Here is a 22,531-nt window from a genome sequence, read left to right as displayed (position 1 = left end):
AAACAACCATTTGCATTTCAAGTTAATTAATGTACATTTGCAGCCCGTTAAACGAGATTGAAGTATAAAATCATTAAATAAAGTAGTGTGGATACATTAAGTTATAAGACTATTTCGGCCAATAAAGCCACCGTTGATAAACAATGGTTGGTGGTAGATGCAGAAGGAGAAATATTAGGTCGTCTTGCTTCTAAGGTTGCAAAATTGCTTAGAGGAAAATACAAACCCAATTTTACGCCACATGTAGATTGCGGTGACAACGTTATTGTGATCAACGCAGAAAAAATAAATCTATCTGGCGACAAGTGGGAAACCAAAACCTATATTCGCCATACCGGCTATCCGGGGGGTCAACGGTCTGCAACAGCCAAAGAAATTGCGGCAAAACATCCGGAGCGCATCGTCGAAAAATCGATAAAAGGAATGCTTCCAAAGAACAAATTAGGCGCAGAAATCTTCAGAAATTTAAAAGTTTATGTAGGTTCGGCCCACAATCAAGAAGCGCAGAAACCAAGTGCAATTAACTTAAACGATCTTAAGTAATGGAGATAACCCACAAAATCGGGAGAAGAAAAACAGCAGTTGCTAGAGTATATCTGTCTCAAGGAAATGGAATAATTACCATTAATAAAAGGGAATTGAAGGATTATTTTCCTACTTCTACCCTTCAATACAAAGTAAAACAACCCTTTACACTCACGAATAACGAAGCTAATTTTGACGTTAAAGTAAATGTATTTGGAGGTGGTATTACCGGACAAGCAGAAGCTATTCGTCTTGCCATTTCTAGAGCATTGTGCGAACTTGACGTTGAAAATCGCAGTATCTTGAAGCCCGAAGGCCTCTTAACTAGAGATCCCCGAATGGTAGAGCGTAAGAAATTCGGACAAAAGAAAGCCCGTAAAAAATTCCAGTTCTCCAAACGTTAATATCGAGCTTTACCTGTAGTAAGAAGGTAGCGGTATATGTTTGTTAACAATTTATATTCATTTTTTTTAACAAAGTTCCTTGGAATATCCCGCTTATGGGATCAATTAAAACCTAAAAAAAATCATTTCTTCGAATTTTTTTAGGCTAAAATTAGTTTAGCATCTAAATGCAAAAGGCTATACAACGGTATACCACTTTGGCATTGCTAATTCAAAAGAACGTAAACTAAGTATAACACATGGCAAGTAACATTGAAATTAAAGAATTATTAGACGCAGGTGTACATTTTGGCCACCTCACCAGAAAATGGAATCCTAATATGGCGCCCTATATCTACATGGAGCGCAACGGAATCCACGTGATCAATCTCTACAAAACCGTAGCCAAATTAGAAGAGGCCAATGAAGCCTTAAAGAAAATTGCAGCTTCTGGCAGAAAAGTACTTTTTGTAGCTACAAAAAAACAGGCCAAAGATATCGTGGCGGAAAAGGCAGCGAAAATGAATATGCCGTACATTACGGAAAGATGGCCGGGCGGCATGTTAACCAATTTTGTTACGATCCGAAAAGCCGTAAAGAAAATGGCCTCTATAGACCGGATGAAAAAAGACGGTACGTTTAACACCCTCTCTAAAAAAGAACGTTTACAAGTAGACCGTTTACGAGCTAAATTAGAAAAAAACCTTGGTTCTATCTCGGAAATGACGCGACTTCCTGCCGCTATTTTTGTAGTAGACACCATGCGGGAACACATTGCTGTAAAGGAGGCTTTAAAACTCAATATTCCGGTTTTCGCTATGGTAGATACCAATTCTGATCCGCGCCCTATTGACTATATCATTCCTTCAAACGACGATGCTTCTAAGTCCATTGAAGCCATACTTACGCATGTACAAAATGCCGTAATAGAAGGCCTTACCGAGCGCAAATCTGAAAAGCAATCGGAAGGAGATGCAGAAAGTGGTGCATCCCAAACTAAATCTGCCCCTGTAAAAGCGGCAGCAGCAGCGGATGCTAAAAAAGCGGACGACCTTACCTTAATAGAAGGTATTGGTCCAAAAATTGCAGAATTATTCAATGAAGCCGGAATACTAACCTTTGAAGACTTGGCCGGTAAAACAGAAGATGATTTAAAGGACATTCTTACAGAAGGTGGTGCTAATTATGCCTCTAAAAATCCCGGTTCATGGCCTAAACAGTCAAAAATGGCTGCCGAAGGTAAATGGGATGAATTAAAAGCGTGGCAGGAGAGTGTGAAAGGCGGAATTGAATAGCGATACCTTAAAAAACAACAGTACACATTACTATTAATTAAGATTGTTTTTGCCCAATTACGGAAAAACATTATTAAAACGAAACTAAAAATGGCAAATATAACAGCAGCCGACGTAAACAAGTTACGACAAACAACAGGCGCAGGCATGATGGATTGCAAGAAAGCATTGGTTGAAGCCGATGGAGATTTTGAAAAAGCAATTGAATTACTGCGAAAAAAAGGACAAAAGGTAGCCGCTAATCGTTCGGATCGAGAATCTTCCGAAGGTGCAGCCATCGCCAAAGTAAATGCCAACCAGACTTCTGGGGTAGTAATTTCTTTGAACTGTGAAACGGACTTTGTGGCAAAAAACGAAAGTTTTGTGAGCTTAGCCAACGCCTTGGCCGAACTTGCATTGCAATTTGAAACTAAGGATGCCTTTCTTGCCGCAGATTTTAATGGAATTTCCGTACAGGAAAAACTCATAGAGCAGACGGGAGTGATAGGAGAGAAAATAGAAATTGGAAGTTTTAAAAAACTTTCTGCTCCTTTGGTGGGTTCTTATATTCATGCCGGTAATAGAATAGCTACATTGGTAGGCCTTTCGGCCTCACTAAGCGGTGCAGAAGTAGTTGCCAAAGATGTGGCAATGCAAGCCGCAGCCATGAATCCAGTAGCATTAGATGAAAGCGCTGTAGACCAATCCATTATTGATAAGGAAATAGAGATCGCTAAAGACATGTTGCGCCAAGAAGGAAAACCGGAGGCCATGTTAGATTCTATTGCCAAGGGAAAATTAAATCGCTTTTTTAAAGATAATACCTTGGTAAACCAAGATTTCATTAAAGACAGCAAATTAAGTGTTGCACAATATGTAAGTACACTAGACGCAACCTTAAAGGTAATTGCGTTTGAAAGAGTTGCCTTGGGCTAGATATTAAAATTAATGTATAAAAAATCCGCGTTTTTCATAGAAAAACGCGGATTTTTTTTACCCGATATTATAGTTTATTGTTTTAGCCAGAGGTTGCGCAATTGTACCTGTGGATTGTTGTCTTGCTCCGATTCTATAATCGTAGCCCTTTCTACGGTAGGTGCCCCTACCTTACCGTGTAGGGTAATTTCATTGTCATCCCTTTCTACCACAATTTCAATATCCCTATCGGCCGTCCAGCTAAAACTTTCTCCAATTATAGGTCTAATTGCCTCTAAATTTATAGCCTTTCCATCAATAGTTTTAATACGATCACCTCCTTGGGCTCCCAAATCTAAAAAGAAGCTGTTTAGCGCGATACCCTCCCGAATAAAAATGGTATTCCCATTAGCTACATCCACATCAATAAATGGCATATTGCCATCTAAAAAATAACCCGTTTCTTGTTCTATTTGCGCTATGGCGAGTCCTACTTTTTCCAAATACGTCTCATAGGCTATCGGAGTTGTTCCTATGACATGAGTATCGAAAAAATCTCGTACTTCCGGAAACGTCATCGACACAATTTCATCTATCAGAGCATCATCGTCAAAAGGAGTATATTCATCATATTTTTTTGACAATTCTTTCATCAACCCTAATAAACTAAGTTCCCCTTTACTCGATTCAAGCAAGATGAGGTCTAACACCATCCCAATTAAAGTTCCCTTTTCGTAGACATTTGCGTAATTCTCCTTGTAAGGAGTGCTTAATATGTTTTTGCTCATCACTGTAAAAGACATGGTATCATCGTAACGTTGCGCATTCTGCATTTTACCCATAATGCGTTCGTAAAACTCCGTTTTATCGATTAATCCTTGTTGAATTTGAAAAAGATTAGCGAAATATTCGGTAACGCCTTCATACATCCATAAGTGCTGGGACATTTTTGGATCGTTAAAATTGAAATATTGAATTTCCTTGGAGTGTACATTTAATGGCGTTAACGTGTGAAAAAATTCGTGTGAGACCACATCGACCATGGCCTCTTCCAATTCTTCTTTGGGCATTTGTTCCGGAAGTACCACCACGGTAGAAGTATGATGCTCTAATGCTCCAAAGCCTGTAGCATCATCCTCTTCTAGCGTAGATAAATACAAGAGAATATTGTATTCCTTAGTGCTGTTAATATCACCTAAAAATGCCTTTTGTGCCGTCATCATTTTCTCCATTTTATCCTTTAAGCTCATTGCGGTAACCGTATTATTTGGAGAATATACACTTATAGAAACTTCGATATCTTTGATCTGAAATGAAACTGAAGGTGCCTTGGCATACATAATAGGACTATCGGTAACTTCAAAATAACGTTTGGCTTCAAAGACGTCTATACTGTTATTCTCGGCAGTCGCAGTCTTTCTCTGCAACGAAGTGGTCGCCTTTAAATTCACAGGTTTGGTAATTTGCAAGGTATAGGGAGTTTCCTCTAGGCCGGAAAAATACCCCACAAAGCCATGCAGATTTAACATAAAGTTTTTACCTTCAAGAATATTAGTGCCCGCCGGAGAGAACACCTTCTCTGCTACACGTAATTCCGTATCGTAGGTATCGTTCACATAATAGGTCACCTTGTCCAACTTTTTGGCATCAGAAATACGCCATGTATTAGGATCTAATTGAGATACCGAAAGTTCAGAACCCTTGTAGTCATAGGCTTTAAAACCTTCAATATACTGGCCGTAATTATCCGTGCTATAGGTGCCCGGTACTGTTTTCGGAATATAGAACGCTATGGCGTCCTCAACCAATTGGCCCGGATCTACTGTAACCATCACTTGATCATCTACCACATTTACCAAATCTAAATGAACCACGACGGGTGCGTTGCCCTGAGGTATCAAAACTTTTGAACTTCCACAGCCTATAAACAGGATCCCTATTACCGCTAAAAACACAAATTTTTTCATCACCTCTATTTTTACTTTTACGTAGTATTTTACCTCTCTGATCTTTCCAAAGATCGAAAAAATCATGCCACACAAGATTATAAAAATAAATGAACCTAATCACCATATTGATTAAATTTTTACAGTTTAATTCTAGAAATAACCATCACAACCTCTTTTCTTACCTTAAAAAAATCATGTATTCTATAGCAACCTCTGTTAATGCCTACTTATAGGCTTTCGTAAATTATTTTGATTATTTTTGTTGAGATTTAACCATTGATGATGCGATACAAACGAATCCTTTTAAAACTTAGCGGAGAAGCCCTTATGGGCGATAGACAATACGGCATTGACCCCAAGCGATTGGCCGAATATGCCGATGAAATAAAGGAAGTTGTAGACCAAGGCATTGAAGTAGCTATTGTTATTGGGGGCGGCAATATTTTTAGAGGGGTATCCGGAGCCAGTAATGGTATGGATCGGGTGCAAGGCGATCATATGGGCATGTTGGCTACCGTAATAAACGGACTGGCCTTACAAAGTGCGTTGGAACTTAAAGGTGTTCAGACCCGGTTACAAAGCGCTATAAAAATAAATGAGGTGGCAGAGCCCTTTATTCGCAGACGTGCCATACGTCATTTAGAAAAAGGACGGGTAGTAATTTTTGGTGGGGGTACAGGAAATCCATATTTCACGACCGATTCGGCAGCGGTGCTTCGCGCTATAGAAATTGAGGCCAACGTGATTTTAAAAGGTACCCGAGTAGATGGCATTTACACCTCGGATCCGGAAAAAGACAAGACAGCCACAAAATTTGAGACCCTTTCTTTTAAAGAAGTTCTATCTAAAGGGCTTAAAGTGATGGATACCACAGCCTTTACATTGAGTCAGGAAAACGAACTTCCTATTGTGGTTTTCGACATGAACAAAAAAGGCAACTTGCTCAAAATTATTGCCGGTGAAAATATAGGAACCGTTGTAAATATTTAGTTTTGTAGCTTATAAAATTGCTTATAGAAGATTTACGTTATGGATGAAGATATTAAATTTATTCTAGACACTACCCAAGAAGGTATGGATGATGCTTTGGCGCATTTAGAAAAAGCTTTTGTAAAAATTAGAGCGGGCAAAGCCAGCCCTATTATGCTATCGGGTGTTATGGTAGAATATTATGGTTCTCTTACACCCTTGCACCAAATAGCAAACATAAATACACCCGACGCCCGTACCTTATCCGTGCAGCCATGGGAAAAAAACATGCTTCATGAAATTGAAAAAGCGATTATGAACGCCAATTTGGGTTTTAATCCCATGAATAATGGAGAAAATATTATCATAAATGTGCCACCACTCACCGAAGAACGCCGCAAGGATTTGGTGAAACAGGCCAAAGCAGAATCCGAAGATGCCAAGATTGGGGTACGAAGTGCGCGGCAAGAGGCCAATAAAGAATTGCGCAGTTTAGAAATCTCTGAAGATTTGCAAAAGAAAGCAGAAGCCGATGTGCAAACCCTAACCGATACTTATATTAAAAAAATAGATTCTATTCTTGCGGTAAAAGAAGCGGAGATTATGAAGGTGTAATCAACATTAAATTATTCATAGTTTCTCGAGTACCGCCCACCGGGTACCAATTCTTTTATTTTGTCTCCATTTCTACCGGTTCTAAACTTTGTTGAAACTGTTTCCTTGTGGTCAAATTTTTGTAAATAAACAGCAAAATGAAGATGAGGTCCTTTGGAATATCCTACATTACCACTCTCAGCTATAAGTTGACCAATTTCAACCATTTCCCCTACTTTCACTTTAGAGCCATTCATTTTTATGTGGTGATACTCTGCAAAGGTGCCATCTGAATGCATAATAACTACATAATTATTATATTTTGTACATTCTTCTTCTTCGCAGGTGATATTATTTCCGTCAACCACCTTAACAACTTTTCCACCCCTTGCAGCATGTATTTTTGTACCCAATGGCATAGTAAAATCTAACGCTAAAATTCCTATATGGGATTCACTACCATTGTAACCTTGAAAAAGTTCAAAAACCTTTCCCTTTTCAAAAGGCAGGTAATATTCAAAATCTTTATCAAATTCGGTTAAAAAGGAATTTCCAATTTGAGTGCGATAGGTAAGTTGGACATTTGAATTTTTAGTGGAATCTATCGTTTTTAATCCACATAATCCAATACGACTGCTATATTCTGGCACTACAAAATAATTATTTTCATCTAACCGACTTAGGTTTTCCAATTGAAAGACAATTTGAATCGTTACAGGATAGTCTTCATAATTGTCACTGTAAATTTGAAATCCATCTTCTACCTGTTTAGGATAAACTCTAACCTTAACCTGACAATACGCTCGAAAAAAAGCAACAGTCCAGAGGATTAAAACTAAAAGAAAAATTTGTCTTACCATATAGCTCATTTATAATCTTTACGGGCTGTACCATCGGTTTTATGGGTATCAACAGGGTGCCATCCGGGCATGAACGGGTGCCTTATGGTTTGCAAGTGCTTTTTGTTTTATCTCATTTCGGTGTTAAACCAAGCATTATATTAGTTGCTGATGTTTTATTAGAATATCCATTGCGAAACCTCCATTTCCATAAAAATCCTGTCTTTGCCACAGCCTAGAACAAGGATCACCACATTGGCACTCATTCTACTAATTATCTTCTCTACAGGGCCAGCGGCAAAACCAGGCTTGGACTCTTCCATGGTAATCACATGCTTTAAAAAATCCTTTAGAGTTATTAATTTACGAATCTTTAAACTATGGTGGATTTTGATAATACTTAAGGAAATGCCATTCGTTTTTCCAGAATATGGCATAATGATAAATTCGCCAGCGTTATATTCACTGGGAAGCAATATTTCCTTATCATAGCTGAACATTAATGTATCTTTTTGCACTTTTGCAACATTTATCTTCTGTGCGCTGGTAACAAAGTACATAGAAAAGATCAAGAGCGATAAAACCAGTTTTTTCATTAGTTACATAGGTTAGTCAACATACCTGTACGGGCTTGCAATGTCGTGAATTTTTTTCTTTCAGACTCCGGGAGGTTTGTCCAGGCGGTTACGCCTTGGTTGGATAGGCCTTCCCAAGCCAACGCCTTATAGAAGTCGAAGCTAGGAAATTCTCCAAAAGCGGATTTGTATTTGTTATAGTCTTCTTTGAGTTCATTCTTATGGAAGGATGCCAATCCTTCGGCCATGGAGTTTACATATAAATCTGCCATGGTCTGGTGTGCGGGCGTTGGCTCAAACTCCGTTTTCTCGTAAGAATCATAGGTGTTACGGAATTTTACCGCATCAGGTGCCGTGGGTACTAATTTAGTGCCCAACATACTAACCATCCGTGCATGAATATATTCATGTAGAATGGTCTTTGCCAAAGATAGCCCAGGTTTACCGTTGGCCTTTGAGGAATTTATCTGTATTAATATGGTTTTGCTGTTAGAAACGTGAGTAGTTTTACCGTTTTCATTATCTGATAAAGTGGGCACAGAAACAATCTTGATGTCGAAAACCGAGTTTCCCTTGAAATTGCTCATTACCCCCGCAATATAATTGTTCTTTGTGTTCTCCATCTTGTTATGGATACAGAGTTCCTTACCCTTTAGCTCGTTTATGATCTTTACGGGCTGTACCACCGGTTTTATGGGTATCAATAGGGTGCCATCGGGGCAGATTACAATGTCGTCCTTGCCAAAATCGCTTCCTTTCTGCGTCCCTGCATCATCATCTTTTAAAGCAGGCAGGAAATGGCCTTCGCCCACCACAACCTAACCAAATTGATTCCCCTTATTTTGATTTGAAACGGATTACTAAGGTCATTCGATTGCCCAACCAGGTGCTACCCTAATATATTCTTTTGTACCATCAATGTCCAGTACCAAAAAAATCACAAATTGCTCAAAATGGTGAAACAGTCCTTCATCATACAGTTTTCTTCCTTTTCTTTTGTCATAAAAATTAGACGATCGAACGTACTTCTTTAATGAGATCGGTTTTTTAGGGGACAAACCGTAAACACTTTCTTCTTTTTCAAAAAAGAACGTTCCGGAGCCTATATCATTACTGTCCATTAATAGAAACGTATTTGGCACATAGATAGATTCATATATATACTCACCTTCTAAATTAAAATATAACGTATCCCTCTGAAATCTCTGGGCATTTATGGTAACAACAATAGTCACAAAACAATAAAAACAAACAAATGACTTAACCATTATATATTATTTTATTTGTTAGGGCAAACGCTATTTGTAAGTTCATCAACCCTCAAAGAAAGATCAGCTAGAACTCTTTTTCGTTCTGGACTTAAATCTGTCCAAGCCTTTACATCGTGTTCTGCCAGACCTCGCTAAGCCAATGCCTCATAATACTTGTTGGCCGAGACATTGTTCTGGAGCGCAGACAGGAAATGAGCTAAACCAGCACTATTATGTCGTCTTTGTTTTACCTTGAACACCTTACCATTATTCAATCACATGATTTGGTTCCAATTTTATAAGTCTATTGTTTTTTCTCATGATTATGGTGTAGTCGATAAAATAATCAAATAGAACCATGTCATTCAAACCCTTTCCTTTTAAAACTTTAAACTTAAGATCCAGATTTTCAATATATTTTTTGAAGCAGTTTTCTTTGATTGCGCTTATTGAAGGTAATTCCCCCTTTTCAATAAAGAAAAATTGGCCATTGTTACCTGATCCCTTGAATTTGTAGTACACGTATTTATCTATTGGATTATATTCTTCTATCAAATAGGTTCTGCTATATTTAAATAGCAAAGTGTCTTTGTCATGATTTTGTCCTCTGGTTATAGTTGAGATCATGACCAATACTAGAAAAACCATTGGTATTTGCATAACTAATTTAAGTTAAGGGATAAGATAACAATTCCTTATTTGTGTAATCCTTTCAATCAATACTGAATAAAGAAACAGATATCTTTAAGTACCTCCTTGGATACCTTGAATTATCAACAAAAAAAACAATGTTATGTTTAAATCGTTCGAACACTTTTTCATCTAAAGATGCCTTACTTCCTTCACCATCCATTTTTTTTAAGTTTTCTAAAAAATCCGCAAAATTCAATATTTTGTCCGGGTTTAAATCCGCATAGGTTTCCTCTACCTCAAAGGCAACGCCATCTACCACCTCAGAAGAATATAGGACCTTCGTATTCTCTAAAAAAGCACTTGCTTTAAGACAACAATCGTAAGAATTGAAATATAACGTATCCTGAACAACTTTTTGTTCCTTGCTACCCTTTTTTTGGGCACAACAAGTACTAAAAGCAAACACTAAAACTAAAACAATCCTTACCATCTAGTCACACTTTTTTAGTAAAACACCTGTTCTTGCCTGCATATCCGCAATGCGTTTTTTATCAGATTCAGAAAGTGCATTCCAGGCGCGCACCCCATTATTGGATAGGCCTTGCCATGCCAATGCTATATAAAAATCGCTACACTATACCCCTTTTTAGGTCTAAGCTATTCTATTTCCCATCCGGGATCTACTTTAATAAAACAATCGTCTCCAACCAAAAAAATGATATAATTTTTAAAATGTTTCCAAAGTCTATAATCGTTCAGACTCCCATAAATACTGTTTCCATATCGTAATTTAGGAATCCTCAGATATTCAAAAAAACTTTCGGTTTTTCCAGGCTTTAAATCCTGGAATAATCGATTTTCCCTAAAGTAGAACATTTGATCACTATAAATATCCTGAAAAAAATATTTGTTTCCATCTTCAAAACTTTTTTTAAGATAACCACTATCCAGTTTAAAATACAAGGTGTCTTTTAATCTAGGATCTATTGCTTCATCTCCTTTACCAACGGGGTAATACGAATTGTATTCAATGAAATGGGGCTTGATGAACTCTTTGCCCTTGACTATAAAAATGATGTGTTTCTTAAGAAGTAAGTTGTCCATTTTCCAAGGATCCACTATTGTATTGTATTTTCCATCATAATAGAACCTTCTATTCTCTAGATAATCCTTGAAGGACAGAATCTCCTTTGGCCGTAAATCGTGTATTATGGTATCCTTTAAAAAATAGACATAGCCATTAGTATCTGATCTGGACATGTCCCGAATCCTGCTTTCTGAGAATTCAATCCATGGGATTCCTTCGGATTTCTCCCCATCTATGGTATAAATTTCATCATACCAAAAGAAAAGAGTATCTTTTGAAATTGCTTGCCCGTTAACAACGCAACAAAAGCCGATGGTCATAAAAATTGTATTCACTATGTTTTTCATGTCGGTAGCTAATTAGTTAGGACATGTCTTGGTAGCCACAAAAAAACTTTCCTGAAGTGCAGCCTCTAAGGCGCTTTTACGCAATTCGGGAACTGTGTTCCAAGCGATCACACCATCTTCTTTTATCCCTTTCCATGCGAGGGCTTCGTAAAAATCGTCCAACGATTTTCTGCCACCATTTGATAGAAAATTATAATCACTTGCCAAGGCTGTTCTGTGGAACTCTTTTAAAGTTGTCTTGACCGATTTTATGTAAAGATCTGCCATGGAATTATGTTGCGCCGTTGCCTTGAATATTTTACTTTACTATGCTTCATACGTTTGCCTAAAGTTCAGATCCAAAATGCTCGGGGCTATCGTATTTAATTTCCTAAGCATATCTGCATGAATATATTCATGTACCAAAGTGTGTGCCACTTCTAGGGCAGAATTCTTATCCGCATTCGTTGTGCTTATAAAAATCTCTATTTTGCCAGCCTTAATTGGATTTGTCAATCCATTTACAAACGCGTTTAACCGTGGGGAGAAGACCTTCTCCTTCGAAACAATCTTGATATCGAACTCGGATGTTCCCTTAAACTTGGCCATTAGGTCTTGTACAAATGAACTTCCTTTCTTGTCCAACAGGTTATGGATACATAGTTCCTTGCCCTTTAGCTCGTTTATGATCTTTACGGGCTGCACCACCGGTTTTATGGGTATAAATGGTCATGTGTCTCTTTTCTATTCTATCCATTCTGAAACCTCCATTTCCATAAAAATCCGGTCTTCGTCACAACCGATAACTATGATTATTACATTTGCACCCATTCTACTCATAATCTTTTGGAATGCGCCATATTCAGATCCATGTTTGGTTTCTTTCATATTAACCACATGCTGAAGAAACTCTTCTAAATTCAGAATTTTATTGACTGCTAAATCTTTATGGATCCTTATAATACTAAACCTAATACCAAAGGAAGGTCTTGAAAATGGGGCAAGATCGAATTCGCCAACGACATATGCGCTCGGAACCAATAATACTTTGTCATAGCGGAACATTAATGTATCTCTTTGCACTTTTTCAACATTTATCTTCTGTGCGCTGGTAACAAAGTACATAGAAAAGATCAAGAGCGATAAAACCAGTTTTTTCATTAGTTACATGGGTTAGTCAACATTCCTGTACGGGCTTGCAAGGTCGTGAATTTTTTTCTTTCAGACTCCGGGAGGTTCGACCATGCGGTTACGCCTTGGTTGGATAAGCCTTCCCAAGCTAACGCCTTATAGAAGTCGAAGCTAGGAAATTCTCCAAATGTAGATTGGTATTTGTTGTAATCTTCTTTGAGTTCGTTTTTATGAAAGGATGCCAATCCTTCGGCCATGGAGTTCACGTATAAGTCTGCCATGGTCTGGTGTTGCGGGCTTGGTTCAAACTCCGTTTTCTTGTAAGAATCGTAGGTAGTACGGAATTTTACCGCATCAGGTGCCGTGGGTACTAATTTAGTGCCTAACATACTGAACATACGGGCATGAATATATTCGTGGAGAATGGTCTTCGCCAAAGATAACCCCGAGCTTCCCCTGGCCTTTGCGGAATTTATCTGGATTAGTATGGTTTTACTTCCGGAGATCGGTTTGGTTTCACCATTGATATTACTTGCCAAAGTAAGATCAGAGACAATTTTGATACTGAATTGCGAGTTTCCCTTGAAATTGCTCATTACCCCCGCAATATAATTGTTCTTTGTGTTCTCCATCTTGTTATGGATACAGAGTTCCTTACCCTTTAGCTCGTTTATGATCTTTACGGGCTGTACCACCGGTTTTATGGGTATCAATAGGGTGCCATCGGGGCAGATTAGAATGTCGTCCTTGCCCGCTATGCCTCCTTTTCTTTGCGGATCTTTGTCGGGTAGTGCCGACAGGAAATGGCCTTCGCCCACCACTACCTAACTAAATTGATTCCCCTTATTTTGATTTGAAACGGATTACTAGGGTTCACGTGCCCATTCAGGCACTATCAGGGATTACTTTGAGCATGCTTGTTTTTGGAATTGGTTTTTTAAAACATAACATATGGTTATTAAAAAGGTTACAACAGTAAAAGACATTGGAATTATGGAATACTCGATTAAAAGAAAATTATCCTTTATGTGAATTTCGATAAAGTAGCCTTTGTTGAAAAAAGCGATAACCCATAGAAAAAAACAAATCGCACTACTAGTAATTAGTATATTTCTCATGCTGTTAGACTTAAATTATCTTGTATAAAAACTATTTAAAAAAAACGCATTATAAAAAGTAAACTCGCCAAAATCAGAATTTTCATAGCTTATATCTGGTATTACCTTATTAATCAAATTTTCTGGAAACAAATAAAGTCCTAACTCTACGTTTAAATAATTTTTAACCTTACTAATAAGTTCATTGTAAATTGTCGCTTCTAAATGTATCATTCTTTCTGGACCACCTATCCTTTTTTTAAAATTCTCGCTCCTTCTTACTTCCAATATGTGGATCGTATAGTAGGGTATCAGTACACTTAAATTAATACAAAGCGAATGACTTTTGCGTTCCTCATGAAAATCTTTGATTAATTGGATATTATAACATCTATCGCCTCCTTCAAATAAAGTGTAATCATGTAGGGTATAGTTTTTATTCTCTTTGATTAGGCCATTGAGAAAATATTTCAGACTTATGGTAATCTCATTTTCGATCAAAGCCTTTTTAAGAACCCTATTCAATCGCACGCATTGCACGCTCTTCCTATATTCCGAACTTCCAGACTGTATAAATGCAGGATAATACTCGTTTATCACCCGCAAAAAATCTTTCTCTAATAAATCCTTCATAGGTCAGTTGCAATTGTCAGAACCAAACAAGGTTGTTTTATAATCTGTAGGTGTCTGATTGTAACGGTTATTCCTAAAAGTTATTCTGCCGCCATCACTCATATCCGTAAACACCTGCTTTAACTTATCTTCGAACCATAACCTCACTTGTGTTTGACTAAAACCAAATTTATCCTTAAAATTATGCGCAGTAGCTTTTATGGCCGTTTTTAAGGCCTCTGCGAAAATTTCTGCGGCAGCACCTGCCGAGATCGTATTTCCAAACCTATCTTTCTTCCATGTTTCAAATAAAATGGGCTGATTGATGTAATCCTCAATTCTGTAAATTGTAATATTACCGTTTGTCAACAGGGTACCTACACCAAACTTAACTCCTTTAACAGCAGCAGATTGCCAATTTGCCCCAACGGATTCAAATTTAAAACTTTTACAACTAGGAGGCGGGGGCACCACCGGTTTTATGGGTATCAACAGGATGCCATCGGGGCAGATTACAATGTCGTCCTTAGCGGCTATGCCTCCTTTTCTTTGCGGATCTTTGTCGGGCAGTGCCGGCAAGAAATGGCCCTTGCCTACTTGTACAGAACCTCCTCGGGTCATAGTCACGGATATAGTAACCGAAAATATACCTATTGGAGTAAAACCAGAAGTTCCCGAAGGTGCGCCGCTACCCCCCGCACCATTGCCACCACCTGATCCTGAACCATTGTTACCGCTCGTCGCATTAGAGGCAACTGCTTTAGGGCCAATGTCATCCAAGCACGGTACAGGATCCCCGGCTTTGCCTTGCAAGCCTACCGCACTTGCAAACTCAGCAAGAGAAAAAACGTCCACCTTGCCTTCAAATTTTTGATGCTCCGCATGTACATAGTCATGGGTATTTCCGCTTTTTAACTTATAACGCATCACAAAAGGCGGTATGGGCTTGCCGTCCTTGCGTTGGGTCACCACCAGATTGTAAAATATGCCGTTTACGGGCTCGGTATCTTGTATGCCCAGGGCAAAGGTGTGGTTGCCCACAGAATCGGTTACTTTTAGAATTCCTTCTCTGTCAATGGTGAAACGGTCCTTGTCTCGTTTTTCATGAGTCCAAGCCAACGTGCCCTTGCCCACCGTACCATCAATGGCATTGGTTACTACGGACAAGGCTTCCGATCCGGCATAGTGCACGGATACGTTTACATGGTCATCGGCAGTCGAAGTCTGCAATTGCAGTACGTCTTCTTTTTCACAGCCCAAAGTGAACAATAAGACGCAAAGAGCGATACATTTTGTAATTGGTTTTTTCATGGTCTTGCAGTATTTAAATATAAGGAATTAATGCGTTTAGTAAACACGGAAATTGCTTTCCACAGTACAATGTAAGAAAAATCCCCCCCCCGCAAACCTAACCGTATTTATTCGATGAAATGCGCAAGTAAAAATAGTGACACACAGGAGTATGATTCTTGTAGGGCGTACCATGTGAGCCCCTAACAGCACTAAAAATAAAGGCATTAATTACGCCATATAAACATGAACTTATTTAGAAATAAGTGCTGTAAATTTAGGAACGCTTCTATGAGGTGCATTTCAAGCGCGGTTTCTAGGAACACTACCGATCATTTTCTACCTTTGGCGCGTAATACAATAGCATGGCCGGTACGCTTACCAAGGGATTTTGGGAAAAGATTGCAAGGATCATCCTTAGAAACAGGATCCTCATCCTTTTTATACTTGCAGCGGTTACCCTCTTTTTAGCGCTTCAATGGGATAAAATGCGTTTTTCCAGTACACAAGCCGTATTATTGCCCGATGACCATCCTGTAAACATAGAATATCGAAGCTTTTTAGATCGGTTCGGGGAAGAAGGCAATATCATTGTTTTTGCGGTAAAAGACAGTAGTTTGTTTACCCCGGCAAAATTTAATCGTTGGAATAGATTCAGCAAACAACTAGATGCTTTTCCCGAAGTAGATTTTGTGCTTTCTACAGACAACCTTCAAGAACTTGTAAAAGACAATGAAAAACAAGAGTTTGTGCTAAAACCCTTGGTGGAGAATAATCTGAAAACCACAGCCGAAGTAGATAGCATTACCCATAAGCTGTTTAATGAATTGCCCTTTTACGAAAGTCTGCTCTACAACAAAGAGAGCCGTACCATACGCACTATTGTGTACTTAGACAAAGACATCGTAAACACCAACGTGCGCAAAGATTTTATTTTGGAGGACATTACCAACCTCGTTGCCGATTTTGAAGCGGAGACGACTTTAGATGTTCACGTTTCGGGAATGCCTTATATACGAACCTTAAATTCTCAAAATATTATTGATGAAATAGGAAAATTTATAGTGGCGGCTCTCCTAGTTACTTCCCTTATTTTCTTTTTCTTTTTTAGAAGTTTTAGAGCTACATTAATATCTATGTGCGTGGTTATTATTGGGGTGATGTGGGCTTTTGGTATTTTGGGACTATTGCAATACGAAATTACCATTCTTACAGCACTTATTCCGCCGTTGATCATTGTGATTGGTATTCCGAATTGTATTTTTCTGATTAACAAATACCAACAAGAGGTTAAAAAGCACGGCAACCAAGCACTTTCCTTACAACGTGTCATTTCTAAGATTGGCAATGCTACCTTAATGACCAATATCACCACCGCTTCCGGTTTTGCAACGTTTATCGTTACCGATAGTAAGTTGTTGAAAGAATTTGGCATCGTGGCATCTATCAACATTATAGGAATTTTTATGCTTTCGTTGCTCATCATTCCTATTGTGTACAGTTTCATGTATCCTCCAAAAGACAAGCACCTGAAACATCTCAACAAAAAATGGATCTATTCTTTTGTAAATACCATGGAAGCCATCGTACGAGACAAAAGAATATCGGTGTATGTCGTTTCTGTGATTCTCTTGGTGTTGAGTATTATTGGCATTTATCAAATTAATATATCGGGAAGCCCTATAGAAGACATGCCCAAAGGAGCTGCTTTTTTTAAAGATATCCGTTTTTTTGAAACCGAATTCGACGGCATTATGCCTATCGAGATTATGATAGACACCAAACGAAAAAATGGTGTACTAAGACTCCCTACCTTACGTAAAATGGAAGAACTGGGTGAGGTGATTGAAGAAATTCCAGAATTTTCAAAACCCACCTCGGTAGTGAATTTAGTAAAATATTCCAAACAAGCGTTTTATAACGGACTTCCAAAATACTATCAGCTCCCTACGTCTCAAGAAAACACATTTATTATGGATGTGGCTCGAAAATCGTCGGGAAATGGAAATTTATTGAAGAGTTTTGTAGATACTACGGGACAGATTGCACGGATGACGACCTTTATGAAAGATACCAAAACGGATCGCATGGAGGAGATCGAAAAAAAATTACGGGAAAGTGCCGATAAGATTTTCCCCACAGACCAATATACGGTTACCATAACCGGGAATGCACACTTATTCCTTAAAGGAACCAAATACTTGGTAAAGAATCTTGTAATTTCGTTGGCTCTAGCTGTTTTGCTAATCGCCCTGTTCATGGCTTATTTGTTCCGATCCCTTAGAATGATCATCGTGTCGCTTATCCCCAATTTACTGCCGTTGATTATTACAGCTGGGGTAATGGGTTTTTTAGGAGTACCTATAAAGCCTTCCACTATTTTAGTCTTTAGCATTGCATTTGGCATCTCTGTAGACGATACCATTCATTTTTTGGCAAAGTACCGACAGGAACTAGCGGCAAACCATTGGCGCATTAAAAAATCGGTGTATGCCGCCCTCAGAGAAACCGGCGTAAGTATGTTTTATACCTCCATAGTACTTTTCTTTGGTTTTTCGGTATTTATCATTTCCAGTTTTGGCGGTACAGTGGCCTTGGGGGCACTTGTTTCTGCCACATTGCTCTTTGCCATGCTTGCCAATCTAATCTTGCTGCCCTCTTTACTGCTATCCTTAGAACGAAGCATTGCCAATAAACGTGTATTAAAAGAACCACAGATCGATATACTGCCTTTGGATGAAGATGATAGTTAATCCCAAAAAAGGAATACTAGCACTGTAATTTAAAGGGTATAGCCAAGCACTCCTTTTGTTAAAAGGGTTATCTTTGCAATCTTAATTTTCAAGTATCCAAAAATGAATACGCATACCGTTAAAGAATTATTTACCGGAGATTTTATAGGTCAAGAAGTCGTGGTAAACGGCTGGGTTCGCACGTTTAGAAGCAATCGATTTATTGCGCTAAACGATGGTTCTACCCTAAACAACATTCAGTGTGTGGTAGCTTATGAAAACTTTGACGAAGATCTTTTAAACCAAATAAATACGGGTGCCGCACTACAAATTAGCGGGATGTTGGTAGAAAGTCAAGGGAAAGGGCAATCGGTAGAAATCCAAGTATCAGCTATTAAAATCTTAGGAGAATCAGATCCGGAGACTTATCCCATACAACCCAAAAAACACTCCTTAGAGTTTTTAAGAGAAAAGGCGCATCTGCGTATTCGTACCAATACTTTTTCGGCCATAATGCGTGTTCGATCTGCCTTAGCATTTGCCATTCACCAGTATTTTCAACAAAATGGTTTTTATTATGTACATACCCCAATAATAACAGGTTCGGATGCCGAAGGAGCCGGAGAAATGTTTCGGGTAAGTACCCTAGATGCCAAAAATCCGCCGCTGACCGATGATAGTCATGTAGACTACAGCAAAGATTTCTTTGGAAAAGAAACCAACTTAACCGTTTCCGGGCAGTTAGAAGCAGAAACCTATGCCATGGCTCTTGGTAAGGTGTACACTTTTGGCCCTACGTTCCGTGCAGAAAACTCGAACACTTCCCGTCATTTAGCCGAATTTTGGATGATAGAGCCCGAAGTGGCCTTTAATGACCTAAACGACAATATGGATTTGGCGGAAGATTTTATTAAAAAAGTCATTCGCTACGTCTTAGATCACTGCCAAGAAGATCTTCAATTTTTGGCGCAACGCTTAGCCGATGAAGAAAAATTGAAGCCTCAAATAGAACGAAGTGGCATGACACTCATAGAACGGCTGCAATTTGTGGTGCAGAACACTTTTAAAAGAGTATCTTATACGGAAGCTTTTGAAATATTAAAGCACAGTACGCCCAACAAAAAGAAAAAGTTTACATACCCTATTAACGAATGGGGGGTAGACTTACAAAGTGAGCACGAACGCTATCTCGTAGAAAAACATTTTAAGTGTCCGGTGATTTTATTTGATTATCCCGCGAAAATAAAGGCGTTTTACATGCGCTTAAATGAGGACGGAAAAACCGTAAGAGCTATGGATATTCTTTTTCCAGGCATTGGCGAAATCGTGGGTGGCTCTCAAAGGGAAGAACGCCTAGACGTGCTTAAAGAAAAAATTAAAGCGCTGGGTATAGACGAAAAGGAACTTTGGTGGTATTTGGATCTTAGGAAATTTGGAACGGCAGTACACAGTGGTTTTGGACTTGGTTTTGAACGGCTTGTACTTTTTACAACCGGTATGGGAAATATACGCGATGTAATTCCCTTTCCCAGAACCCCCCAAAATGCAGAGTTCTAAACAGTTTTTGTTACCTTTATACGGATAATTGACCCATGTTAAAACAACACTTACAGTTTAAATTATCCCAAAAGCTGTCGCCTCAGCAAATTCAGTTAATGAAACTGATACAATTACCTACGCAATCTTTTGAACAGCGTATTAAACAAGAACTTGAAGAAAATCCGGCGCTGGAAACCGGTAAGGAAGAGGTAGAAGGGCAAGAAGATTTTGATGAAATCTATGATCAGGATGGTGATAATGACAGCGAAAATATCGCCGCCGAGGATATCAATATTGATGAATACCTCAGTGATGATGAAGTTCCTGATTACCGCACGCAAACCAATAATTACAGTACAGATGATGAGGAAAAGCATGTGCCTTATGCCTCGGGCATATCGTTTAATCAATACTTACTAAACCAACTCAATACGGTTTACTTGAGTGATGAAGAGTGGACCATTGCCGAATTTCTTGTAGGCAGTGTAGATGAAAGCGGTTATATCCGTAGAAAACTAACCGACATTGTAGATGATCTGGCTTTCACCCAAAATTTATACACGGATGAAGCTACCGTAAAAAAAGTTTTGAAAATAGTGCAGCAACTAGATCCGCCTGGTGTTGCGGCGCAGTCTTTAGAAGAGTGCCTGCTCCTTCAATTGTACCGAAAAGATCCCACCTCCAGTACGGCCATTGCAATTGCCATTTTGGAAAAATCCTTTGAGCATTTTTCAAAAAAGCATTACGATCAACTGTTGCAAAAACATGGTATTAGCGAAGCTATTCTTAAAGATGCCATATCGGAAATAGAACGGCTAAACCCAAAGCCAGGTGGCTCTTATGCTGGAAATACGCGTATTGTAGAACATATAGTGCCCGATTTTTCTATTAAAATAGTAGAAGGTGCATTAGAACTGACATTAAACGGCCGTAATGCCCCGGAACTTCATATTTCTAGAGAGTATACCCATATGCTAGAAGGATATAAAAGTGCCAAGGAAAAATCGAAATCACAAAAAGATACCGTACAATTTATTAAACAAAAACTAGATGCGGCTAAGTGGTTTATTGATGCCATTAAACAACGGCAACAAACCCTATATATTACAATGAACGCCATCATGCAATATCAAAAAGAATACTTCCTTACCGGCGATGAACGCAAGCTAAGACCCATGATTCTTAAGGATATTGCAGACATTATTGATATGGATGTGTCCACGGTTTCCAGAGTAGCCAACAGCAAATACGTAGACACGCCTTATGGTACCAGATTAATCAAGGATTACTTCTCAGAAGCCATGAAAAACGAACAAGGCGAAGACGTATCCACAAAAGAAATTAAAAAAATACTGGAAACTGTGATCGCTGAAGAGACGAAAAAACGTCCTCTTACGGATGATCGTTTAGCCGAAATACTCAAAGAAAAAGGGTATCCCATTGCCAGAAGAACGGTCGCAAAATACAGGGAACAACTTGGAATTCCGGTGGCCAGATTACGAAAAGAAATTTGATGAAGCGATTTTCAATATTCGTCTCCTACGTTTTTCATCCCTTATTTGTCCCTATAGCGGGTAGCCTAGTCTATTTTAAGATTACGCCTAAATACAGCCCCCTACCTGTTCAAGGCGGTACTATCTTACCAATTTTTATACTAACGGTGATCATCCCGATTATTGCCTTTCTAATTCTTAAAAATCTCGGCTTGGTTCGTTCTTTATTTATGCCGGAACCCAAGGAACGAAGATACCCGTACTATATCGCTATTTTACTTCTGTTTATGGTATTGTTCCGGGTCATTCCCAATAATTTTATTATTGAACTGCACTACTATTTTTTAGGCCTGGTATTGGCTACAATGGCCTCGTTACTTCTCCTTTTTTTTAATTTTAAAAGCAGTATGCATGTAATGGGAATAGGCAGCCTTAGTGCCTATCTTCATCTTCTAAGTATTCATTTTGAAATAAACCTGATTTGGGCGCTAAGTGCGGCCACCTTAACAACCGGTATAGTGGCCAGTTGCCGTCTGTATCTTAAAGCTCACAATTCGCAAGAAATTCTTATCGGCTTATTTATTGGCCTTGTATCCCAATTGGTATTAGTTAAGTTTTGGCTATAAAATATAAAATATGATACCTATTCGAAGCGGTTTAAACTCTATCGGAGTATTCGTGGTTCCGAGATTTGTGCCATCTTTAAAAAGCGCTGACAGTGCATAATAGGTATGTATATTAAACGTATTGTACCCAAAATTTAGCGTGAGTCCGTACTGAAAATTAGTATTGTTCCCATTCGAAAAGGCAATTTTATCAGTATTAGTCACAAATTTAAAGCGACTGGAAAAGACATATCCAAATTTTATACCGCCATAAATTCGCCAAAATTTATACTCCTCGGGCGTGGAGGTACGCCATCTAAATTCTAAAGGAAATTCGATGAGATGATTTTCCAATTTCCCACGCCTAAGACCCACTGAATCTGAAGCTATTGCATAGGTAATAGTATTATCTGCTTGGGAGGCGAACAAATTACTGTAATACGAATTTACGGCATACCCTACACCAATACCCAGCGCTACATTGCGTGTTTTGTTGAGCGGAATATCTTTAATAACCCCAAACTGCAACCCATACGACAAATTTTGTTGGGAGATACCGTCAGGTTTATCCCGTATAAAATTATAGCTTAATCCCACGTAAAACTGATCTTCCAAATACTTTGTATCGGCTACCTCAGCACCTACTTCATTTAGTTGTGCATACAAAAGCCATGGCACCACCACAAAAAGAAATACGATCTGCCCTTTCATTA

Annotated in this window: 25 protein-coding genes; 10 read left to right on the top strand and 15 right to left on the bottom strand. The window is 38.6% G+C overall.

The features are described 5' to 3' along the window. Nucleotides 1-87 precede the first annotated feature (87 nt). The 4 genes from rplM to tsf all read left to right on the top strand — a co-directional run bounded on the left by rplM (nucleotide 88) and on the right by tsf (nucleotide 3,118). Nucleotides 88-543, top strand: a complete 456-nt coding sequence (gene rplM, locus U1E44_RS00560) for a 50S ribosomal protein L13 (RefSeq protein WP_322928920.1) — start codon at nucleotides 88-90, stop codon at nucleotides 541-543. After that, nucleotides 543-929: a 30S ribosomal protein S9 gene (gene rpsI, locus U1E44_RS00555; RefSeq protein WP_322928919.1), complete on the top strand. Its 387-nt coding sequence runs from the start codon at nucleotides 543-545 to the stop codon at nucleotides 927-929. The genes rplM and rpsI overlap by 1 nt, the downstream gene beginning before the upstream one ends. A 239-nt stretch (nucleotides 930-1,168) precedes the next feature. Beyond that, the gene (gene rpsB, locus U1E44_RS00550) at nucleotides 1,169-2,203 is read left to right on the top strand and encodes a 30S ribosomal protein S2 (protein ID WP_322928918.1); all 1,035 of its coding nucleotides are present in this window, start codon (nucleotides 1,169-1,171) and stop codon (nucleotides 2,201-2,203) included. Nucleotides 2,204-2,293: 90 nt separating this feature from the next. Next, nucleotides 2,294-3,118, top strand: coding sequence for a translation elongation factor Ts (tsf, locus tag U1E44_RS00545; protein WP_322928917.1), 825 nt, complete (start codon nucleotides 2,294-2,296; stop codon nucleotides 3,116-3,118). A 74-nt stretch (nucleotides 3,119-3,192) separates the two neighbouring features. Here tsf and U1E44_RS00540 read toward each other — a convergent pair whose 3' ends face one another. After that, nucleotides 3,193-5,064 (bottom strand): M61 family metallopeptidase, encoded by a 1,872-nt coding sequence (locus U1E44_RS00540; RefSeq protein WP_463669039.1) that lies wholly within the window; start codon nucleotides 5,062-5,064, stop codon nucleotides 3,193-3,195. Nucleotides 5,065-5,328: 264 nt separating this feature from the next. Between U1E44_RS00540 and pyrH the strand changes: the two genes are divergently transcribed. Both pyrH and frr read left to right on the top strand, forming a co-directional pair. Next, entirely contained in the window at nucleotides 5,329-6,036 is a 708-nt protein-coding gene (gene pyrH / locus U1E44_RS00535; RefSeq protein WP_323673827.1) for a UMP kinase, read from the top strand. A 39-nt stretch (nucleotides 6,037-6,075) separates the two neighbouring features. Next, a complete protein-coding gene (gene frr / locus U1E44_RS00530) occupies nucleotides 6,076-6,630 on the top strand; it encodes a ribosome recycling factor (RefSeq protein WP_322928912.1) in 555 nt (184 codons plus the stop codon). Nucleotides 6,631-6,641: 11 nt separating this feature from the next. Here the strand turns inward: frr and U1E44_RS00525 are convergent, their stop codons facing one another. From U1E44_RS00525 to U1E44_RS00465, 13 genes are all read right to left on the bottom strand, one after another. Beyond that, entirely contained in the window at nucleotides 6,642-7,469 is an 828-nt protein-coding gene (locus U1E44_RS00525) for a M23 family metallopeptidase (RefSeq protein ID WP_322928911.1), read from the bottom strand. Between the two features lie 158 nt (nucleotides 7,470-7,627). Further along, the gene (locus U1E44_RS00520) at nucleotides 7,628-8,044 is read right to left on the bottom strand and encodes a hypothetical protein (RefSeq protein WP_322928910.1); all 417 of its coding nucleotides are present in this window, start codon (nucleotides 8,042-8,044) and stop codon (nucleotides 7,628-7,630) included. Beyond that, the gene (locus U1E44_RS00515; protein WP_322928909.1) at nucleotides 8,044-8,838 is read right to left on the bottom strand and encodes a hypothetical protein; all 795 of its coding nucleotides are present in this window, start codon (nucleotides 8,836-8,838) and stop codon (nucleotides 8,044-8,046) included. The genes U1E44_RS00520 and U1E44_RS00515 overlap by 1 nt, the downstream gene beginning before the upstream one ends. 51 nt (nucleotides 8,839-8,889) lie before the next feature. Then, nucleotides 8,890-9,291 carry a hypothetical protein gene (locus tag U1E44_RS00510; protein ID WP_322928908.1) on the bottom strand — a complete coding sequence of 134 codons (402 nt, stop codon included), beginning with the start codon at nucleotides 9,289-9,291 and terminating at the stop codon, nucleotides 8,890-8,892. Between the two features lie 249 nt (nucleotides 9,292-9,540). Then, nucleotides 9,541-9,828: a hypothetical protein gene (locus U1E44_RS00505; protein ID WP_322928907.1), complete on the bottom strand. Its 288-nt coding sequence runs from the start codon at nucleotides 9,826-9,828 to the stop codon at nucleotides 9,541-9,543. Nucleotides 9,829-9,985: 157 nt separating this feature from the next. Continuing rightward, entirely contained in the window at nucleotides 9,986-10,396 is a 411-nt protein-coding gene (locus U1E44_RS00500; protein ID WP_322928905.1) for a hypothetical protein, read from the bottom strand. A 167-nt stretch (nucleotides 10,397-10,563) separates the two neighbouring features. Continuing rightward, nucleotides 10,564-11,340, bottom strand: coding sequence for a hypothetical protein (locus U1E44_RS00495; RefSeq protein WP_322928904.1), 777 nt, complete (start codon nucleotides 11,338-11,340; stop codon nucleotides 10,564-10,566). 12 nt (nucleotides 11,341-11,352) lie between these two features. After that, on the bottom strand, nucleotides 11,353-11,607 hold the full coding sequence (locus U1E44_RS00490; protein ID WP_322928903.1) for a hypothetical protein: 255 nt from the start codon (nucleotides 11,605-11,607) through the stop codon (nucleotides 11,353-11,355). 39 nt (nucleotides 11,608-11,646) lie between these two features. After that, complete coding sequence (locus tag U1E44_RS00485; RefSeq protein ID WP_322928902.1) at nucleotides 11,647-12,027, bottom strand: hypothetical protein; 381 nt, start codon at nucleotides 12,025-12,027, stop codon at nucleotides 11,647-11,649. Between the two features lie 36 nt (nucleotides 12,028-12,063). Continuing rightward, the gene (locus tag U1E44_RS00480) at nucleotides 12,064-12,480 is read right to left on the bottom strand and encodes a hypothetical protein (protein WP_322928901.1); all 417 of its coding nucleotides are present in this window, start codon (nucleotides 12,478-12,480) and stop codon (nucleotides 12,064-12,066) included. After that, nucleotides 12,480-13,271 (bottom strand): hypothetical protein, encoded by a 792-nt coding sequence (locus U1E44_RS00475; protein ID WP_322928900.1) that lies wholly within the window; start codon nucleotides 13,269-13,271, stop codon nucleotides 12,480-12,482. Before U1E44_RS00475 ends, U1E44_RS00480 begins: the two co-directional genes overlap by 1 nt. Nucleotides 13,272-13,583: 312 nt before the next feature. Further along, nucleotides 13,584-14,180 carry a hypothetical protein gene (locus U1E44_RS00470; RefSeq protein WP_322928899.1) on the bottom strand — a complete coding sequence of 199 codons (597 nt, stop codon included), beginning with the start codon at nucleotides 14,178-14,180 and terminating at the stop codon, nucleotides 13,584-13,586. Between the two features lie 3 nt (nucleotides 14,181-14,183). Continuing rightward, nucleotides 14,184-15,470 carry a hypothetical protein gene (locus U1E44_RS00465; RefSeq protein ID WP_322928897.1) on the bottom strand — a complete coding sequence of 429 codons (1,287 nt, stop codon included), beginning with the start codon at nucleotides 15,468-15,470 and terminating at the stop codon, nucleotides 14,184-14,186. A gap of 344 nt (nucleotides 15,471-15,814) precedes the next feature. Between U1E44_RS00465 and U1E44_RS00460 the strand changes: the two genes are divergently transcribed. From U1E44_RS00460 to U1E44_RS00445, 4 genes are all read left to right on the top strand, one after another. Beyond that, nucleotides 15,815-18,202, top strand: a complete 2,388-nt coding sequence (locus tag U1E44_RS00460; protein ID WP_322928895.1) for an efflux RND transporter permease subunit — start codon at nucleotides 15,815-15,817, stop codon at nucleotides 18,200-18,202. 102 nt (nucleotides 18,203-18,304) lie between these two features. Continuing rightward, nucleotides 18,305-19,738: an asparagine--tRNA ligase gene (gene asnS, locus U1E44_RS00455; protein ID WP_322928894.1), complete on the top strand. Its 1,434-nt coding sequence runs from the start codon at nucleotides 18,305-18,307 to the stop codon at nucleotides 19,736-19,738. Nucleotides 19,739-19,773: 35 nt separating this feature from the next. Next, entirely contained in the window at nucleotides 19,774-21,234 is a 1,461-nt protein-coding gene (gene rpoN, locus U1E44_RS00450) for an RNA polymerase factor sigma-54 (RefSeq protein ID WP_322928893.1), read from the top strand. Next, complete coding sequence (locus tag U1E44_RS00445; RefSeq protein WP_322928891.1) at nucleotides 21,234-21,839, top strand: hypothetical protein; 606 nt, start codon at nucleotides 21,234-21,236, stop codon at nucleotides 21,837-21,839. Before rpoN ends, U1E44_RS00445 begins: the two co-directional genes overlap by 1 nt. On the opposite strand, the gene U1E44_RS00440 is transcribed toward U1E44_RS00445, so the two are convergent. After that, nucleotides 21,834-22,529: a porin family protein gene (locus U1E44_RS00440; protein WP_322928889.1), complete on the bottom strand. Its 696-nt coding sequence runs from the start codon at nucleotides 22,527-22,529 to the stop codon at nucleotides 21,834-21,836. The two genes, U1E44_RS00445 and U1E44_RS00440, sit on opposite strands and share 6 nt — an antisense overlap. Nucleotides 22,530-22,531: the final 2 nt, after the last annotated feature.

This window comes from Aurantibrevibacter litoralis (assembly GCF_034651555.1).
Taxonomy (GTDB): Bacteria; Bacteroidota; Bacteroidia; order Flavobacteriales; family Flavobacteriaceae; genus Aurantibrevibacter; species Aurantibrevibacter litoralis.
Note: the sequence above shows the minus strand (reverse complement) of the source record. Positions and strands in the feature narration are given on the sequence as shown.

Excerpts from the sequence above, each read along its gene's own strand:
- rpsI (WP_322928919.1), top strand. The coding sequence starts at position 543 with ATGGAGATAACCCACAAAATCGGGAGAAGAAAAACAGCAGTTGCTAGA.
- rpsB (WP_322928918.1), top strand. The coding sequence starts at position 1,169 with ATGGCAAGTAACATTGAAATTAAAGAATTATTAGACGCAGGTGTACAT.
- tsf (WP_322928917.1), top strand. The coding sequence starts at position 2,294 with ATGGCAAATATAACAGCAGCCGACGTAAACAAGTTACGACAAACAACA.
- U1E44_RS00540 (WP_463669039.1), bottom strand. The coding sequence starts at position 5,064 with ATGAAAAAATTTGTGTTTTTAGCGGTAATAGGGATCCTGTTTATAGGC.
- pyrH (WP_323673827.1), top strand. The coding sequence starts at position 5,329 with ATGCGATACAAACGAATCCTTTTAAAACTTAGCGGAGAAGCCCTTATG.
- frr (WP_322928912.1), top strand. The coding sequence starts at position 6,076 with ATGGATGAAGATATTAAATTTATTCTAGACACTACCCAAGAAGGTATG.
- U1E44_RS00525 (WP_322928911.1), bottom strand. The coding sequence starts at position 7,469 with ATGGTAAGACAAATTTTTCTTTTAGTTTTAATCCTCTGGACTGTTGCT.
- U1E44_RS00520 (WP_322928910.1), bottom strand. The coding sequence starts at position 8,044 with ATGAAAAAACTGGTTTTATCGCTCTTGATCTTTTCTATGTACTTTGTT.
- U1E44_RS00510 (WP_322928908.1), bottom strand. The coding sequence starts at position 9,291 with ATGGTTAAGTCATTTGTTTGTTTTTATTGTTTTGTGACTATTGTTGTT.
- U1E44_RS00500 (WP_322928905.1), bottom strand. The coding sequence starts at position 10,396 with ATGGTAAGGATTGTTTTAGTTTTAGTGTTTGCTTTTAGTACTTGTTGT.
- U1E44_RS00495 (WP_322928904.1), bottom strand. The coding sequence starts at position 11,340 with ATGAAAAACATAGTGAATACAATTTTTATGACCATCGGCTTTTGTTGC.
- U1E44_RS00490 (WP_322928903.1), bottom strand. The coding sequence starts at position 11,607 with ATGGCAGATCTTTACATAAAATCGGTCAAGACAACTTTAAAAGAGTTC.
- U1E44_RS00480 (WP_322928901.1), bottom strand. The coding sequence starts at position 12,480 with ATGAAAAAACTGGTTTTATCGCTCTTGATCTTTTCTATGTACTTTGTT.
- U1E44_RS00470 (WP_322928899.1), bottom strand. The coding sequence starts at position 14,180 with ATGAAGGATTTATTAGAGAAAGATTTTTTGCGGGTGATAAACGAGTAT.
- U1E44_RS00465 (WP_322928897.1), bottom strand. The coding sequence starts at position 15,470 with ATGAAAAAACCAATTACAAAATGTATCGCTCTTTGCGTCTTATTGTTC.
- U1E44_RS00460 (WP_322928895.1), top strand. The coding sequence starts at position 15,815 with ATGGCCGGTACGCTTACCAAGGGATTTTGGGAAAAGATTGCAAGGATC.
- asnS (WP_322928894.1), top strand. The coding sequence starts at position 18,305 with ATGAATACGCATACCGTTAAAGAATTATTTACCGGAGATTTTATAGGT.
- rpoN (WP_322928893.1), top strand. The coding sequence starts at position 19,774 with ATGTTAAAACAACACTTACAGTTTAAATTATCCCAAAAGCTGTCGCCT.
- U1E44_RS00445 (WP_322928891.1), top strand. The coding sequence starts at position 21,234 with ATGAAGCGATTTTCAATATTCGTCTCCTACGTTTTTCATCCCTTATTT.
- U1E44_RS00440 (WP_322928889.1), bottom strand. The coding sequence starts at position 22,529 with ATGAAAGGGCAGATCGTATTTCTTTTTGTGGTGGTGCCATGGCTTTTG.